The sequence below is a fragment of the Candidatus Binatia bacterium genome, from assembly GCA_026415395.1.
Taxonomy (GTDB): domain Bacteria; phylum Desulfobacterota; class Binatia; order HRBIN30; family HRBIN30; genus HRBIN30.
The window spans coordinates 24,279-41,871 of record JAOAHD010000016.1 but is presented as its reverse complement, the minus strand read 5'-3'; the positions used below and the strand labels follow the sequence as shown (position 1 = coordinate 41,871).

At 62.8% G+C, this 17,593-nt stretch carries 8 protein-coding genes and 2 pseudogenes; 6 read left to right on the top strand and 4 right to left on the bottom strand.

Features of this window, described 5'->3' with window-relative positions; all coding sequences use genetic code 11:
• Positions 1–206: 206 nt before the first annotated feature.
• Complete coding sequence (locus tag N3C12_11900) at positions 207–740, top strand: CBS domain-containing protein (protein MCX8073136.1); 534 nt, start codon at positions 207–209, stop codon at positions 738–740.
• A 135-nt stretch (positions 741–875) separates the two neighbouring features.
• On the opposite strand, the gene N3C12_11895 is transcribed toward N3C12_11900, so the two are convergent.
• The gene (locus N3C12_11895) at positions 876–3,467 is read right to left on the bottom strand and encodes a M1 family aminopeptidase (protein MCX8073135.1); all 2,592 of its coding nucleotides are present in this window, start codon (positions 3,465–3,467) and stop codon (positions 876–878) included.
• A 176-nt stretch (positions 3,468–3,643) separates the two neighbouring features.
• On the opposite strand from N3C12_11895, the gene N3C12_11890 reads away from it, so the two are divergent.
• Positions 3,644–4,177, top strand: a complete 534-nt coding sequence (locus N3C12_11890) for an archaeosortase/exosortase family protein (GenBank protein ID MCX8073134.1) — start codon at positions 3,644–3,646, stop codon at positions 4,175–4,177.
• Entirely contained in the window at positions 4,161–4,775 is a 615-nt protein-coding gene (locus N3C12_11885; protein MCX8073133.1) for a hypothetical protein, read from the top strand. The genes N3C12_11890 and N3C12_11885 overlap by 17 nt, the downstream gene beginning before the upstream one ends.
• Here N3C12_11885 and N3C12_11880 read toward each other — a convergent pair.
• Entirely contained in the window at positions 4,763–7,894 is a 3,132-nt protein-coding gene (locus N3C12_11880; protein MCX8073132.1) for a dockerin type I domain-containing protein, read from the bottom strand. The two genes, N3C12_11885 and N3C12_11880, sit on opposite strands and share 13 nt — an antisense overlap.
• A 98-nt stretch (positions 7,895–7,992) precedes the next feature.
• A complete protein-coding gene (locus tag N3C12_11875; protein ID MCX8073131.1) occupies positions 7,993–12,105 on the bottom strand; it encodes a hypothetical protein in 4,113 nt (1,370 codons plus the stop codon).
• Between the two features lie 1,482 nt (positions 12,106–13,587).
• Here N3C12_11875 and N3C12_11870 point away from each other — a divergent pair.
• The 3 genes and pseudogenes from N3C12_11870 (at position 13,588) to N3C12_11860 (ending at position 17,047) form a co-directional block, all read left to right on the top strand.
• Positions 13,588–13,842 (top strand): annotated as a pseudogene (locus N3C12_11870) (hypothetical protein).
• A gap of 1,015 nt (positions 13,843–14,857) precedes the next feature.
• A pseudogene (locus N3C12_11865) lies at positions 14,858–15,352 on the top strand (hypothetical protein).
• Between the two features lie 912 nt (positions 15,353–16,264).
• On the top strand, positions 16,265–17,047 hold the full coding sequence (locus N3C12_11860; GenBank protein ID MCX8073130.1) for a hypothetical protein: 783 nt from the start codon (positions 16,265–16,267) through the stop codon (positions 17,045–17,047).
• Between the two features lie 318 nt (positions 17,048–17,365).
• On the opposite strand, the gene N3C12_11855 is transcribed toward N3C12_11860, so the two are convergent.
• Positions 17,366–17,545 (bottom strand): hypothetical protein, encoded by a 180-nt coding sequence (locus N3C12_11855; GenBank protein MCX8073129.1) that lies wholly within the window; start codon positions 17,543–17,545, stop codon positions 17,366–17,368.
• Positions 17,546–17,593 lie beyond the last annotated feature (48 nt).

The window sequence follows — 17,593 nt, the reverse complement described above, 5'->3', positions numbered from 1 at the left end:
AGCGAAGCCCAACGGTCATGAAAACTCGGCACCAGTAGGGGATCGAGGCGGAACTGTCACCTCCTTTTTCTCCTGGGAGCGCCACCGCCTGGTGGCGACAGGGCGGCTTTTTCATACTTTGCCCGTAGGGAAGCTGCCGCTTTGCTGTGTTTCTTGCGGCCGCCGCCCGTGGTAGGCATAAGATCGTTTACCCGAGGAGAACAGCCATGTTGGATGAAATCTTCGCTGAAGAAGAAGAAATCCAGGCGGAACGCGAAGCGGAGGCTGCGCGGCTGGGCGCGCAAATTCTGGGGTTGCCGATTCGGGAGTTGTCGACATTGAAGCCGGCCGTGTGCCTGCCGAGGGAGGCGACGCTGCGCGAAGCGATCGGACGCATGAACGCTTCCGGAGTTGGCTGTGTATTGGTGGAGGACGGCGGCCGCTTATGTGGAATTTTCACGGAGAGGGATGTGCTGACTAAAGTCGTGGGGAAGCCTATCGATCTCGACCGGGAACCCGTGGATCAATTTATGACGCCTGAACCGGAAACGCTGTCGCCCGAGGATCGTGTGAGCTTTGCCTTGAACTTGATGACGGTGGGTGGGTTTCGGCATGTCCCCCTGGTGGACGAAGCCGGCCGGCCCGCCGGAGTGGTGTCGATGCGGAACGTGGTTGATTACATGGTAGAGCTTTTCCGTACTGAAGTGCTGAACCTGCCTCCCTCGCCGCGCCACTTGGTGCACACGCGCGAAGGCGGGTGATGGGCAATTATGTTTCCGTTGGTCGGAATCGAAGCCGACTGCGCGATCCTTTTTTAAAGGCCTACTCTTTCCTTCACCGTTTCGGGCTGCGCAGCTCCGCACTTCTTGACTTTCCCGCGGCGCTCCGTCGATTGGCTAGGGGCTGGCTTCGAGGGCGAGCCCATCCTGGCCAACTCGTAGCCGCACGATCGTACGGGACCACGGGTAGAGCAACGGGCGATCCGGTGGGATGCGCCGAGCAATGGCGAGCAAGGCATTGTCTGCCGCCCAGGCAACTTGTGTGAAGTCGAGGTCCGGGTCCGACCAGTGCTGCACCCGCCGTTCGCTCAGGTCGAGCACAAAGACCTGTCGCTGCGTGCGCGGGTATCTTCGTGCCGGTGCTGCAACAAAGGCGAGCAGATTGCCCTCGGGGCTTAAAGCCAGATCGCTAAGCAGCACGGCGCCTTGAACGAGCGGCCGAGCCGGGGGTACGTCCGGAGAAAGCTGCCAAACTTCCCACACCCAGCCGTTGGGTATGCTGACGAAGAAAGACTCGTCAGCGGCTCGCCAGACGACGAATTGTGGAGACCTCTCCCAACGGAACACGGTCTCTACCCGCGCCGTTGCGTCGCGCTGCACGAGAAGGTTGCTGAAAAATTTATCAGTCGTCACCAGGGCAAAGTGCCCGGCCGACGCAAGAGGAACGATCATCTCCACTCGTTCGTTGGGAAGGCGAAGCAACGTTCGTGCGCGGCCGGAGGGGCCATAGCGCACCACCCGGTTGCCAGCGGCAACTAAAATTGCGCCGCCGTCGGCCGGCACGGGAGCACGGCCCGCTCCAACTTCGCGTCGGCTGCCGTCGGCCTCTACCACCACGACCTTGCCCGTGTCCCCATGCGACGCGGCAACGTTCAGCACAAACCAGCCGTGCTCCCCGTCCACCCGCGGGGGTCCTAGCAAGCCGCGAGGGAACTCCCACTCCTTGACTTCCCCAGCCGTGGGTTCGAGGCGCACACGGGTTTTCGACCACGGGAACCCTTCGCCACTAACCACCAAGATGCCGCGGTCGCTGGCGGTGACCGACAATGGCTCCTCCCTGCGCGGATAGCGATTGTTCTCTCGTGTCACATCCGCCCAATGCAAGTAAGGATCGACGAGCACTTCGGCATTCGCTGCCCCGATGGGAATCTCGGCCGGGGGAATCACCTCGAGCTCGCGTGTTGCTGCGCTGTCGGGGGCGCGAATGATTACCGTTACTGGGTGTTGCCATTTGGCGGTGCCCACGTTGGTAAGCGACAACGTTCCCGGAGAAGCCGGATCTAGCGAGAAATCCAGCGTTGCTCGCCCACGCACAAAATCGTCGAAGAACGCGCTCAGGTCTTGGCCGCTCGCCCGTTCGAAAATTTCTTGCACCTCTGCAACTCCGGCTTCCTTTTGGGCGTAGCTGTGCACCAGCTCGGTGAGCCCGGAGAAGAAGGCATTATCGCCGACGATGCGGCGGAGCATCCACAGCACATACGCACCCTTGCGGTAGATGGTCTCCCGCGCGTGCGCCTCCGGCAGGGCGTTGTCCAGCACGGTCATTTCGACCAGTGCCTGTTGCTGTTGAGGATCGTAGAACTCGCCGAGGAGCCGCTTGACGAGCGCGTCGCGCCCATAAACGGACTCGGTAGCCAGAAGGCTGCTCGCTTCCGCGAATCCTTCGATAATCCATTGCGCGCCCGTGCCTGCGCGCAACCAACCTCCGGTAACGGTTGCGCCCCACCACGAATGCGCCAGCTCGTGAGCGACCAGCGCGAAACCGCCGTCTTCACTGGCGAGGGAACGACGCGGAATCCCCATCGAGCCCGCTCCATCGTGAAAAGCACGATTCAGCGCAGGGTGAACGAACAGACTGAGCACTGGAAAACCGCTGGGACCGAGGCGACTCGTCAGTGCTCCGTAAGCACTCTCCATCGTGTCGAGGAGTGCTGCGGGATCCAAAGGATCGTGTGCGGGCACGTACACGCGGAGACGCACCTCGCCCGCCCATCGTTCGTGATAGCGATACGCTCCTGCGACGAGGCTAAATCCGGCCACGGCACGGTGCGTTTCCCAGCGATGCTCCCGGTAGAGACCTCTCCAGTAGGTCTCCGCCGTCCCCGCGCTATCGATGCGCTCCCAATTCGCAGGCAACTCGATGCTCGCTTCGAGTGAGAAAAAGCTCTGCCCGTCCATGGGGTACCAAAGGCAATCCGGGGGCAGGAGAACTTCCGTGGCGTCGATCCTGCAGTCCGCCGGATGGAGCAATGGCTGGCCAGCGTAGCGGATCCGCACGCGTTGCTCCGCCGCGCTCATCCGTGGCGGGAAGATTTGTACTAGCGGGCCGATTTGCACCCAGTGCACGGGGATTTGATTCCGCTCGGGGGACTCGATTGTGACGTGTTGGACTCGCAGTCCGGGATCGAGAAGGAAATACAGTGGAGCCGCGGGGGTGTTGGAAGTCTGCCGTATGCGCAGGGTTGCGGCGGCGACGATTTCGCGTCGGTCCGCCTCGACGCGAGCGTGCAGCGAAAGTGCCTCGGTGGTCTGATTGGCGACCAGGGTCTGAACCCGCGCCAAAACTTGACGCATCACGCGGAGGTCCGGCGCCTGAAGCGTGTGCCAGCAGACGAACACGCTCACCAACACCAGCAGTGCCACCAACCACGCTCCTGCTTCGACCAGCCCAAGTGCTGCTCGGGCGAGCGATCGAGCCCACGCCAACATGCGCGCGGTTCATACGTGCCGAACCTAGGGAATGTCAACGTACAGGGCGGATGGCCGGGGTGAGCCCGCTTTGCCAAGCGCGGGTGAGCCGCAGTGCGCGAACGATCTGCGCTTGACAGCCTCGGAGGGAGCGGCGACATTGCCGCCCACCAAACGAAGGAGCGTTCGCGGTGTCGATGTTGTGGCGCTGGCTGCGAGAGCAATGGCTGGTGATCCGCGTGGTCGGAACGTTTTTGGCGGTGATCCTGCTGGTATTTTTTGCCACCGACTACGCGCCGCTTGCGGATCGGCTGAACGTCGCGGCATGGATGGCGCAGTTCGCCACCTGGGCCAGCGCGATTTTCTTGCGTGTCTTAGGCTCATTGTTGGGCTTTACGCTGTCGGTCGAGGGCACGCGTTTAAGCGCGAACGGCTTTGCCGTGGATGTGACAGAGGCGTGTTCCGGAGTGGTGCCGACCGCGATTTACAGTGCGGCTGTGCTCGCTTACCCGGCCAGTTGGGTTTCGCGGTGCGTTGGGCTGGTGCTTGGAGCGGTGGTGATCCACGCACTCAACGTGCTGCGGGTCGTCGGGCTTTTTCTCGTCGGGTTGTTCGCCAACCCATACTTCCATTACACCCACGTCTACTTGGCGCAGGCGATGATTATTGTCGTCGCCGTGGCAACGTGGCTGTACTGGGCGCAGCGGTTCGTGCATGTCGCTGGCCGTTGAGCCACTCAAATTCTTGGGCCGCATACTCCTGGCTTTCTTGGGCTTCTTTGTCTTTTGGCTCCTGATTGGCTCGGCATACACAGCAGGGTTGGCGGTGTTTGCCGAATTGGTGGTAAGCATCGTCGATCGGCCTACGAGCGTGTGGTCGTCGGGCACGACGTTGTTCTTTTGGCCGCGCGGCTACCAAATTCCAGGCAACCCGCCGAGCATTGCTGCGGAGTGGATCCACGCAAACACGGTACTGCTCCTCGCCTTGATGATCGCGACGCCCGCTCCGTCCTGGAACGCAAAGAGCAAACGGCTCAGTGTGGCGCTCTTGCTATTGCTGCTGTGGCAAGTGCTCGACGTCGTTTTGGCAATCGAGTTTGGGTATGCAACGAGAATCGACCCGCAGGCCTATAGCGCTCGGTTTCGCTACCGCTTGGCCTTGCTCACCGACCTGGCGATGTATGTGGACACTCAAGTTGTCCCCTTCATGATTTGGGCTGGGATCCATTTTCGCCAACTCCTCTCGATTGCCGGTCGGGCGCGGCGATTCTCACAGGCCAACGGCCATCAACGGGGCCACAAGTCACCAGCCCGCGCTCACTCGACGTGAATCCACTCGATCCGAAGCGCTCCGCGCGGGACTGCGGCGGCCCCGCGAACGTCGACCCATAGGGTGCTGGGTTCGGCAATCGCGACGGCACTTGCCGCGGCCACCCGTAACTCTCCGCCGCTGGCGTATTGGGCCACCAGAACATTCCCACCGCGAGCCACGAGACGAGCCCGCACGGAGCGAATCGTGCGCGGGTCGTAACGCAGGCTACCCTCGAGTGCGGAGAACGGCCTTGACGGTACGATGCGAAATGGAATCCGGACCACCGTTTGGCCGCTGCGACGCACGAGCCGCATCGGGCCTCGGTGCGCCGTGGCGGTATGCTTCGCGATCAGCGGTCCCGAAGCTTGCCAAGAGGCGTTGACGTCCCCGAGGAGAATGCCGGTGAAATTTTGCCCCGCAGCAGACGTGCTGAGCGGCTCGTACGCGATCGCACCGGCGACGCAAGGATTCGCTGCAGGTTGTGGTGTAACGATCAGTTGATTGGGCGCCGGATCCGGTTCGGGCAAGAAGAGCCACGGGGAGCCGCACCTGGCCGCGGCAGGAAACTCCGGTATACTGCCAACCACATACTGCAGGACTGTGGCCGCGTCAGCCGCGGTAACGTCTCCCGACGCGTTCACGTCCGCGGCAAGGGTTCCCGCGGCGTTCAGCGACTGCATGCCTACAAGAGCTTGCAAGATGACCACGGCATCGGCGGCGGTAACGGCACCGTTCACCGCACCGCTATACGAAGGCGTGATCCGCCCAATGCCGAGCGGCACGGAGCTGAGAACAAACTCGCCGTTGGAGTTCGTGAGCGCGTCGATGGCCGGGTCGGTAAACCGCACCTGCACGCCGCTGAGAGCTTGGGAGGTTTCGCGGTAAACCACGCTGCCGGTGAGCGAGTTGGTTGGCGCGGGGGTGGGAGTTGGGGACGGTGCGGGCGAGGCAGTGTGCGTGGCTGACGAGGTTGCGGTGCGCGACGGGCTTGCAGTGGGTGTCAGGGTTGGAGACGGTGTGGAAGTCCGAGTCGGGGAGAAGGTTGCCGTCGAGGTCGGGGAGCGTGTGGGCGTTGCGGACGGTGTTGCGCTGCGAGTGAAGGTAAATGTCGGTGTTGGAGTAAGGCTGCGTGTGGGCGTGCTTGAAAAGGTGGGGGTGAGAGACGGTGTGGCGGATGGCGTGGTCATAGGGGAGGGTGTGGAAGTTGTGGTGGCGGTCGGCGAGAAAGGCGGCGTCGGACTTTCTGTTGCTGTGAGGGTCGGGGAGGCGGTTTCCGTAGGTGTCGGGGTCTCGGTGGGCGTGCGTGTTACAGTCGGTGTGCCCGTAGGGGAGTGCGTCGGAGTGGTCGTTCGCGTCGCGGTGCTCGTGCCCGTCGGGGACAATGTCGGCGTGAGCGTCGGTGTGAAACTCGCTGTCCGTGTGGCGGTGGCGGACGGCGTAGGGGTTCGTGTTGGAGACAGAGTTTCGGTCGGCGTGGCTGTAGTGGTTGGCGTGTCGCTCGGCAGGGGGGTCGGAGTGGGGGTGGCCGTGATCGACGGGGTGGGTGTGTTGCTCGCGGTGGCGGTCTCGGTAGGTGTGGCGGAAATTGTGGGTGTGGGCGTGTGAGTCGCCGTCAGCGTTGCTGTCAGCGTGGGGCTTGCCGTGAAGGAGGCGGTTGGTGTTGGTGTCGCGGAGCGAGTGGCGGTGAACGTCAGTGTCGATGTGGGAGTTCTCGTCGCAGTCGGAGTGAAGGTGCCAGTTGGAGTGCGCGAGGGCGTTGCGCTGTTGGTCGGCGAGCGGGTGGAGGTCATGGTGGGCGTGGGGGTTACCGAGGGGGTATTGGTAGGGGTTCGTGTGTCCGTGGGTGTAAACGTGGGCCCAGAATATGGGTACACGAACTGCATCGCGGCCACATCGTCAACGCGCACTTGGGCGCAACGCCCGTCGTTGTGTGCGCGGTAGTACATGGTGGCGTCCTTCAATGTGAAATTCGGCTCCGATGGGTTTTCAGAGGAGTGGCCGAATCCGATGCTGTGGCCGATTTCATGGGTGATGACCTCGGCGACCAGGCAAGGGGTCCAGAAGCTGGGGCATTGCGTGGACCACCCGTTGTTCAGCACCACTTTGCCGGCGGTAATTCCAACAAAGGTGGTGCCATTCACGGTGACTTGGTTAAAGCCGCTTGCGCAGTAACCGCCGATTGCCAACGTGCCGCTACAATTGCTGGGATCCGTGATCTCCCCGCGCGGGTCATCGAAGATCACTCGGTTGAAAGCACATCCGCCGTAGCCGAGCGGTGTCGGTGTAGGGAAGCCCGGAGCCGGTGTCGGAGTCGGGCTCATCAAGCCGCCATAGGCTAACACCAGGGAGGCTCCGGACACACTGCTCCACGCGGCCAAGGCGTCGCTCACGGCTTGCATGGACGCAGTGGGACCAAGAGCGCTGTCGGCCGTGCTCACATACGTCACCGGAGTTCCTGTGTCCGCCTCGTGCCAGCGGGCCGGTGGGCTCCCGAGGAGGGTAAAGGCAGCGTGATATTCGAATTCACCGCTATTGTCTGTCGCAGCAGGTGTCGGCTCGCTTTCGCTCGCACCGCGTGGCGCGGAAGGGCCTACGAGTCCGCGGATGTAGTTGAGGAATGACCAGAGCTCTTCCACGCGTGCTGCCGGCGACGCAAGCCCGCCGCCCGGATCGAGGAGAGCAGTGCCGAGCCCGAGCTCGCGCACAATTACAGAAGTGCCATTGCTTTGCTGGCGAACCCCGAATTTGCCCCACGCGAGAGAATTTGTTTGCCACTGCCCCCGAACGTCGCGAACGAGAAACAACAGAACCTCTTCTCCCATCAGGAACTGCGGAGCGCCGAAAATCCATTCGATGTGCTCCCCGACCTGACCTCCGGGGACCCACACCATCAGCACCGGATCGCCCACCTGGCCCTTGAGGACTTCGTACACCTCCACGCTCACCTCGGTGCGGACGCTGTGCGCCGCATCGAGGTGGGAGCGAATTTGGCCCACGCGGCCAAGCACAATCGCGTCCGAGCTTGCCACTAGCGCTTCATCGTTCATGGGTACGAAGGTGCTGGCCAGAGCCCGCTGGCCAGCCGAGGCGATGATCGTGAGGATCACCAAGAAACACCAGTCACGAAGCCGGCTCATGGACGCATTCAACAGCTCTGCGCTTTGGAATCGACGATGCCACCGTGGCTCACCGCACTCAAGCAAGATTTTGCGTCCGCCTTGAGAGCGGCAGAAAGTTACTCCACTCGCACGTTCTGAATTGCCAATACATCGCTGCCAGGTCGAACGCGCCGGTCGAAAAGCAGCCAAGCGAGAACCTTGTGGTCCGCCCGGGCGTGCGGGCGGGCAACCGCCAGCATCACCTCATTGCTACCGACCCTATAAGCCGTCAGTGAACCGTCGGTGCTTTTCGGTACGGAGACGCGCATCCCGCGCAAGCGGCGGGCATCGAAGCGAATGTGCACCGTGGCCGCGCTCCAAGGCCGCGAGGCCAGGACTTCTACTGGGACTCGCCAGGCGCCGCGTTGACGAAGAGGTCTGCCGACAACGGCGCCCGTTCGTGTCGGGTCTTCGCGCAGCGCGTGGGCGACGAGTCCTCCGCTGTTGCCAGCGAGACTGCCGTTGCAGTCACCGACCACTCCAGAGACAAAGTTAATTCCGCTCACGTCTTGGAGCGCGTCGGCTAAAGATACCTGCAGATGCGGCCCACAAGAGCCGGTTGTGGTGGGCGTGGGAGTGGCGATTGGCGGAAGACCTGCATCGGGCTTCACGGCCCACGTACCGATACATGAGTCCTCAGGCGCTGCGCCGACCACGGACTGGAGAATAGCCACTGCATCGCTGGCCGTGATCGAGCCGCTACCGTTAGCGTCGCAGACGGATTGCTCGAGATCCGTCAGGGCAAGCAGTCCGGTCACCGCTTGCAGGACTTTCACGGCATCTGCTGCTGTAATCGCTGCGGTTCCCGTGCTGATCCGCGGGTTCAGCGAGTGACTTTGATCCGGAAGTGCCGCCACACTCACGGAGCCCGGGGGTACTTGCTCGATTCGATAACTGCCATCGCTTGCTGTGCGGGCCTCGAGCATACCTCCCCGGGTGTCGGCACGGACTAACACGTCGGGCAGCGGGTTAACGCTGTTGAAGTAGGTCACCATTCCGCTCAGGCGAATTCCGTTCGCTGTTGGAGTAGCGGTTGGCGTCGGGCTCGCCGTGGTGGTCGGTGTTGCGGTGCGCGTAGGCGTGCCCGTGTTCGTGGCCGTCACGGTGCGGCTCGGTGTGAACGAGGGAGTGGCGGTGGGCGAATTCGTTGCCGTCCTCGTTGCGGTTGCAGTCGGCGTGAAGGTCGGCGTGCTCGTGGATGACGGCGTGCGGGTGGGCGTCCACGTGAACGTCTGGGTGGGAGTTAGGGTGAGCGTGAATGTGGGCGACGGAGGCATGGTCGGAGTGGCGGTTCGAGTCGGTGTCGGCGTCCTCGTGCTCGTCGCGGTGTTTGTTGCGGTGCGGGTTGGGGATAGCGTCGGAGTAGAGCTGTTCGTCGGTGTTCGTGACGGTGTCGGTGTGAAGCTCGGCGTCGGAGTGTTGGTTGGCGTATGGGTTGCAGTTTGAGTCGGCGTGTTCGATGGTGTGGCGGTCGGGGTCGGTGTACGCGTCTCCGTGCGCGTGGGTGTGGAGGTGCGCGTCGGTGTCGTAGTGAACGTGTGGGTGGCGGTGGGGGTGTTCGTCGGGGTGAAGGTTTGTGTCGGCGTCGGCGAGGCGGTCCAGGTGGCCGTCTGGGTGGGCGTGAGGGTCGGTGTGCGCGTGAAAGTCAGTGTGGGTGTGTTCGTTGCGGTGAACGTGTTGGTCGCAGTAGCTGTGGAAGTCGGAGTGCGTGTTGGGGTGTGAGTAGCGGTCTCCGTTGGCGTCGCCGTGCGGGTGGAGCTTGCCGTCACTGTGGGCGACGCCGTAGGGGTCGGCGTAAAGCTTGGTGTTGGCGAGTTCGAAGGGGTAAACGTACGGCTTGCCGTTGCTGTCGGTGAGGGGGTGAATGTCGGCGTATTCGTTGCCGCTCTGGTTGCGGTCGGTGTGCCCGTTGAGCTTGGTGCTAGCGTCACTGTGGGGCTAGGAGTGAGCGACGCGGTAGCCACTGGAATCGGCGGTGCGATGTCCAAGCTTGCCACGCGCACCCGCGCCGCGTCGGGTACCGACAAGAAGAGATGCCCTTCGTCGTCGATCGCTAAACCACTGACCCGCGTGAGGCTTGCGGCCAGTACCGGTCCCCCATCGCCTGAGTTCATCGGGGCACCATTGCCAGCCACGGTGGTGATGATGCCTGTAGACATGTCTACCCGACGGATCCGATAATTGCCCGCATCGGCAATCAGGAGGCCGCCGTATTGGTCGAAGGCAATCCGCGTCGGCCCAGAAAGTTGCGCTTGCGTGGCGGGTCCGCCGTCACCGGCAAATCCCGCCCACCCCGTACCTGCCACCCGCTCTAACAAGCCAGCACGAATGCGCCGCACTATGTTATTCCCACGGTCGACAAAGTACAGGGTGCCGTCTGGCCCAATCGCCACGTCCGTGGGGGCGCCGAGGGGAGACTGCGCGGCAACCGAACCGTCCGCTGGGTTGCCCCAGTTGCCGTTCCCCGCCACCGTGGTGATGATGCCGCGGTCCACCTTGCGGATGCGATTGTTTTGGAAGTCCGCAATGTAGAGGGCACCGTCGCTGGCTGAGGCGGCAACTGCGTACGGGTTTGCTAACGTTGCTTGCGTTGCCGGGATGTTGTCGCCGTTGTAACCAAATCCGCCGGTGCCGGCGACGGTGGTGATCGTGCCGGTAGCTGCGTCCACTTTGCGGATGCGGTGGCCGCCGAGTTCGGCGATGTACAAGTTGCCGAACACGTCGAGATCGACATCGAACGGGCTGTCGAGCTGGGCGGCAACCGCCAGGCCATTGTCGCCGCAGGAGCTACCAGTGACGCACGCGCTGCCATCGCCGGCAACGGTCGTGATCGTGCCGGTAACCGAACTGACGGCGCGCACGCGATTGTTGGTGGCATCGGCGATGAAAAGCTCGAAGCCGTAGGTCGTAAGCAGCGGGCGCACCACGAGCCCAGCGGGATCGATGAGTGCGTGTTCCGCTGCGCCACCGTCGCCGACCCCGCCCCCGACGAAAGGAGCGACCATGCCCGAGGCCAACACCGCTCGCGCACGATTCTCTCGATTGGGCGGGTTGGTTGCATACTGGCCAACGTAGAGGGAGCCGGTCACGCCATCCCAAGCCAAACCCGTGAGCATGGCGAAGCTCGTTTGCGTGGCGGGCCCGCCATCGGGGGAGGGAGCGCGAACGCCATTGCCCGCGACGGTGTCGATGATGGAGGCCGATGTCACGATCCCGCCAACGGCAGTGAGCCGGCGCACGCGGTTGTTCCCGACATCGGTGAAGTACAGATTGTTGGCGGTATCGAAGAGCAGCTTCCCTGGGTTGAAGATGCGCGCTCCCGAAGCCGGACCGCCATCGCCGGAGAATGCCTGCCAGCCGTCGCCGACCACGGTTGTGATGATCCCTTGAACATCGACGCGGCGAATGCGCGAATTGCCGTAATCCGCGATGAATAGGTTCCCGGCCCAATCGACCGCGACGTGCCACGGGTTGGCGAGTTTCGCTTGGGTCGCGAGACCATTGTCGCCTCCAAAACCCCAAGAGCCTGTGCCCGCAACAGTGGTGATGATGCCGTTTGCTCCCACCTTGCGGATGCGGTTTCCGTCCGTTTCCGCGACGTACAGGTTTCCTGCGGAATCCAGGGCAACACCGCGCGGCGAGTTTACGCTGGCAGAGGTCGCGGGCCCACCGTCCCCATTACTGAACGCGCGGCCGTCCCCAACCACCGTGAGGATTGTCCCGTCCCGCGAGATCTTGCGGATGCGGTGGTTGAACGTGTCTGCCACGAACAAGCTTCCGTCTTTAGCGCAAGCGACATCGGTGGGGAAATTGAGCTTTGCTGCGGTTGCCGGGCCACCATCGCCCGAAAAGCCACGCTCTCCGGTGCCCGCAACTGTCTGGATCACCAGGGAGTCGAGGTCCACTTTGCGCACACGGTGGTTGAGGCCATCAGCGATGAAGAGCGAGCGCCCACACACGACCATGCCGCGCGGGTCGACGATCGCGTTCGACCCCCAGCCACCGTCGCCCACGCCCCCGCCGACGACGGTGTCGATGTTGCCCAGCGGGGGCAATTGCAAGGCGAGAGAGGTGGTGCTGAGGGCTACAGCGAGGAATAGCATCGCGGTGGGAACGCACAGCCATGCCGCGACGCCGGTCGAGTCGGATCGAGCCAATCGGAAACGCAATCGGTTGAGCTTATCGTTCATTCAGCTTTACCAGCGCGAGCGGGGTCATCAGCGGAGAGACTGAGGAATCGAGTGCCTTGTCGTAAGTACCGAAAGCCACGCGCCAAATCCGTGCCAGATTCCCTCCATTGGACGCTGCTGTTTCCCTCTTGGTCGTCGGACGAAAATGTTCGAACCCGCCGGCAAAAATTTGCCGTAGTTGTTACCAACAGGCATGTCCCCCCTCGGTTTGTCATAGTTTCCGAGGACCGTTGGGTCCGCCCGGTCTGCATACCCAGCCGCCTCCAGTCCCACTCCTCGCGCCGAAGCACTGCGTAACGGGCAATGCGGGCTCGCAATTCATCCCGCAAATTCACCGGCAAATCAACCTCTAAAATTTAGGGCCAACCGATCCCGCGCGGAGGCGCCGTCGGACTGGTTCCGTGCTCGGACGAAAAGGAGGACGTCGCGCGGGAACTGCGCGGAAAGCTGCCCCGACCTTAATGAGAATCGCAGGGAGAATGGGCAGCTCCTCTCCAGTTTGCGGTTGACATCTGTTCGGAGAGCGTGATAGGGGTCGGGTCGCATTTCACGCGGGGCCAGTTGGGCTTTGAGCAGAACGTCGCTAACGGTCAAAGGAGTTTGTGGATGGCACGAGGACGGATGGCAGATTGGGTAGCCGGTGGGTGGCGGACTTTGGGAGGCGGCTCGCTCGGGTTGCTCGTCGCCGTGTTGTGGGGAGCACAAGCTCATGCACAATTTAGTTTGTCGTTCAACCAACGGGCGTCGGACGGTACCGCTTACGAGGTGCTCGTTGTTCCACCCCCGCCTTTGGCTGCTGGGGCGGATGAGATGCGAATTACCACCATTGCGGGGTCTACGTCGGGGGTTCAGTCGTGTTCCTCCCCTGGCGGTTCGTCCGGGCAAAGCACGGCGGCGGTGGCAGGGGTAGACCCGAACATCGGATCGTTGCACCCGTTTGCTGCGGTTTTACGAACCAACGTCCTTACGCCCTCGAGTGTCAGCTCGGTCTCTTTCAGTGCTGGAGGTGGAGGGCGACTCACCATTGGTGGTATCGACATTTGTAGGAATCCTGCCGATTGTTCGGGTGGTAATCCAGATGCCGCCGTTTTCGATCTCGACGGAAATACCGTTTACAGTGGCTCGGTGACTGGTACCGCAGTGCCTCAAGCTTGCATCGCAACCGGGGTCACGGCCCTCTGTTCGAGCGTTAATTTTAACACCTTCGGTTTCGGGCTCTCGCGGGACTCGAATACAAAGCAATGCTTAAGCTCGCCGACCACCAACCGGACTGTGTGCGGGGAGTCGCCGACCGATGGTTTTACTGTGCAACCGGGGCAGGTCATTGTGTTTATTTACGATGGAAACCTGGCCAACACGGGCTTTGCCGTGGGTGCAGGCGGTTTCGGCATCGACACGAACGGTATTAATAACCCGAATTGTTCCGCGAACACGGTGATTACGGCTGATGGGCAGAACCCGAGTGCTCCGCCACCGCCTCCGCCAACGCCGACAAACACCCCAACATACACGCCGACACCGACGTCTACGCCTACCCGGACACCGACCTCGACTCCTACGTTAACGCCGACCTCCACCTCGACCCCGACGCAAACACCGACACGGACTCCGACAAACACGCCAACGAACACACTCACGTCGACGCCGACGCAGACACCGACGAATACGCCGACCGTGACCCCGACGCGAACACCCACACCCACGTTGACACCGACGATCACGCCGTCGCCGACCCCGCCGCCAATTCCTGTGGTTCCGTCGCCGGCATCGCCGGCAGGTGTCGCGATGATCAGCGGCCTTGCGGTAGCTCTCGTATGGATGATGCGGCGGGCGATCAGGCGTTCGCAGGTGGAATAGACGAAAACCGATAGATTGGCTCTCGAAAGGTGGCAGCGTGGTGAAAGCGCAGGATCTAGTGGGCCTCCTTCCACACAGGAACGTTGCCATCTTGCTCGTTGCGTGGCTCGCTTTCAGTGTCGGTGCTCGTGATGCCGCGGCGCAAATTAACCAAGGGTCGTCTCAACGTGCGGCGGACGGCACGGTATACCAGGTGATCATAGTTCCCCCTGGGCCCCTTGCAGCAGGTGCAGAAGAGGTTCGGATTACGACATTGGCCGGCGGGGTCCAGGGGCTCGTGTCCTGCTCCGGCGTGGTCGGCGGACAGGGGGCTGCTGCTCGAGCGGTCGTGGGTGCGGACCCATCAGCGGGCCAGAGTCTCTTTCCTGACACGCAGATTTCGAGAACGACGGTGTTGAACCCGTCGTCCCTTACCGTCTCGTTCTCTCCCGGAGGGAGTGGTCGGCTGGTGTTTGGCTCTGGTCCGACAGGCTTGCAGATTTGTCGCAACCCAGCCGACTGCATTGGCCCAGAGACGGTGGTGAACCTCGTGTCAATTTTGACTGCAGACGCGAACGTGCCGCGCGCTTGTACGGCCTCCAACGTAGCGGCTGGCTGTACGAGCTCGCTGGTGACGACGTATGGATTCGGCTTGGACACGAATAACGACGGCACGTGCGATGCGCCGCCGACCACGAATACCAACGTGTGTGCATCGGCACCCACGGATGGGTTCAGCTTGCCAGCTGGCCGGGCGATCGTGTTCGTTTACGACAGCGGTTTGTCCAACATTGGTTTCACCATCGGAGCGGCGGGATTCGGCGTAGACACGGATGGTACGAATAACCCGCAATGTAGTGCCGGGAGCGTGGTGAGTGCGGACGGCCAGAGCCAAAGTGCTCCACCTCCGCCACCACCCACGTTCACGCCGACTAATACGCCGACCGACACGCCGACTCCAACTAATACGCCGACCGATACCCCGACGCACACTCCGACACCCACGCCAACGGCGACACCCACAGATACGCCCACGGCCACGCCCACGAACACACCGACCGATACTCCGACTTCCACGCCGACGAACACACCCACGAACACACCCACGAACACGCCCACGCATACCCCGACGAACACGCCCACAAACACGCGCACCAACACTCCGACGAATACGCCCACGAATACCCCGACCTCGACCCCCACGCCGACGCCGACGAATACACCCACAAATACACCCACGAACACGCCGACGCCTACGAGCACGCCGACACCGACGCCGACATTCACGCCTACGGAGACCCCGACCTCCACACCAACGCCAACGTTCACCCCAACGGCCACTGCAACTCCCACTCCCACACCGACCACGACACCGACGCGCACCCGCACGCCGACGCGCACGCCTCCACCGATTCCTGTGGTCCCATCGCCCGGTGCTCCGGCCGGTGTATTGATGATTGCGGCATTCGCGGCAGCTCTGGCTAGGCTACTCGGGCGGACGCGTCGCGCCGGTCATTGAGCACCAGCCTCCACGGGGCTGCAGCTTCGAGTGATCGCCGGTCGACCGCGGCCAAAGCGGCTGTGATTGCACCGGAACCGGGTTTCGCGGGTATGTCGCTGCGTGCCGCGCTTTCGCAGGCCCAGTACTTCGGGTAAGCGAGGTGCGTGGTCGCCATCGGCAGTGGCGCGTCCGCGATCGAGATCGCCGACCGTGGCTGTGCGCTCACCGGTTGGCTGCAAGCACGAAGGAAAAGCGCTTGCGAAGGCCGCACAAGTGAGAAACAACTGCTGGGAAGAAACGAATTTTGCGCAACGGTCAGAGCATGGGACAACCACGCGGTTACATCGCTGCCCACTCAACAAAGCGCACACGACGCTTGTCCCTGCTTCTGCTGTTCGTTTGTCTGGTGACCGTTGGTTCCACACCCTTGCAGGCGCAAACCCGTAACGTGAGTTTGCAACCGCCAAACACCGCAGTTGGGGTGGGATCGACAGTGACCATATCGGTTTACATTGACGACCCGAGCGACATCATCGGCTACAATTTTGGAATTGCTTACAATCCGTCGCTGTTGACGGTGAACAGCGACCTGACGTTCACGACACCAAATTGCCTAGCGCAGGGAAACCGCTCGGAGGCAGGCAAAATTTGCATAGCCATTGCCTGTCTGTCCCCTTTACCGGCTTCGAATACGAAGATTGTCGACATCCCGTTCACCGGTGTCGGAAACGGGCAAGCCTCGGTTTCATTTGCTCAGGTGACCTGTGGGACAAGCACTGTTCCGCCTTGTTTGCTGGAGAAACAAGGCGGGGGTTCGTTCGCGTGCGTGACGTCAGGCTCGTCGGTGCAAGTGGGGCCCACACCGACGCCGTCGGCGACAGCCACTGCGACCGCTACCTCGACGCACACTCCGAGCCGCACGCCCACACCGACGCTGAGCCCAACGCGTTCGCCGACTCCGAGCCTCACGTTCACGCCGACCCCGAGCCCGACCGCGACCCTATCTCACACGCCCACGCGCACGTTCTCTTCGACGCCGACGTCGACCGCCACGCCAACGCCGACGTTCACTTTGACACCGACCCGAACCCCGAGTGCGAGTCCAACCCACACACCAACACGAACGCCAACCTCCACGCCATCGCCGACGGCTACTTCCACTGCCACCCGAAGTGCAACCCTCACGGCCACAGCGAGCCCCACACGCACCCCCACGCTGTCGCCAACACCGACAGCGACACCGAGCTTGAGTGCCACGCCCACGACGACCGACACTCCAGTAGCTTCCGCCACCCCGACGGTAAGCCCGACCCAAAGCCCGACGAGCACAGCGACGTGGTCTCCCACGCCATCGCCGACGTCCACCTGGACGCTGACACCCACGACGAGCTCGACCGCAACTTACACGTGGACTCGAACGCCAACCTCCACGCCATCGCCGACGGCCACTTCCACTGCCACCCGAAGTGCAACCCCCACAGCCACAGCGAGCCCGACCCGCAGCCCGACGCTTTCACCAACGCTAACGACGACGCCGAGTACAACTGCTACACCCACGGTCACTCGCACGCGCCCAGCTTCGGCAACTGCGACGCCGAGTCCTAGCCGCACGCCGACGAGCACATCATCGGCGACGTTCACTCCGACGGCGACGCGGACGCCAAGTCCCACTCCGACGTACACACCGACACGGACAGCGACGCTCCCGCCGTCGGCGTCCCCCACGGCCACGATTACGTGGAGTGTGACGCCGACCGCTAGCCAGTCTCCTACACGGAGCTTTACTCCAACGGCGACTCACACGCGGACCGCGACGCCTGAGCCATCGCTGACACCGTCACCGAGTCCCACCCGAGAGACAACGCCGACGAATACTAAGCCGCCGACGGTCACCCGAACGCCGACGCCCACACTCAGCCTGACTCACACGCCAGCGGTTACAGCCACACCGTCGCCGACCGTGTCGCCCTCGGAAACTCCCACAGAAGCCCCGACGCCGAGCCAGACGCCAACCGCAACAACCACGGAAACCGCGACGCCTTCGCATACGCCCAGCGCCACAGCGACGCATACCGAGACGCTCACGCCGGAGCCGACCGCCACGGAGACTGTTCCGCCGACCGAGGCCGCCTCACCGACCTGGACCCCGAC

Coding starts and splice junctions, on each gene's coding strand:
- N3C12_11900 (MCX8073136.1), top strand. CDS start 207: ATGTTGGATGAAATCTTCGCTGAAGAAGAAGAAATCCAGGCGGAACGC.
- N3C12_11895 (MCX8073135.1), bottom strand. CDS start 3,467: ATGTTGGCGTGGGCTCGATCGCTCGCCCGAGCAGCACTTGGGCTGGTC.
- N3C12_11890 (MCX8073134.1), top strand. CDS start 3,644: ATGTTGTGGCGCTGGCTGCGAGAGCAATGGCTGGTGATCCGCGTGGTC.
- N3C12_11885 (MCX8073133.1), top strand. CDS start 4,161: ATGTCGCTGGCCGTTGAGCCACTCAAATTCTTGGGCCGCATACTCCTG.
- N3C12_11880 (MCX8073132.1), bottom strand. CDS start 7,894: ATGAGCCGGCTTCGTGACTGGTGTTTCTTGGTGATCCTCACGATCATC.
- N3C12_11875 (MCX8073131.1), bottom strand. CDS start 12,105: ATGAACGATAAGCTCAACCGATTGCGTTTCCGATTGGCTCGATCCGAC.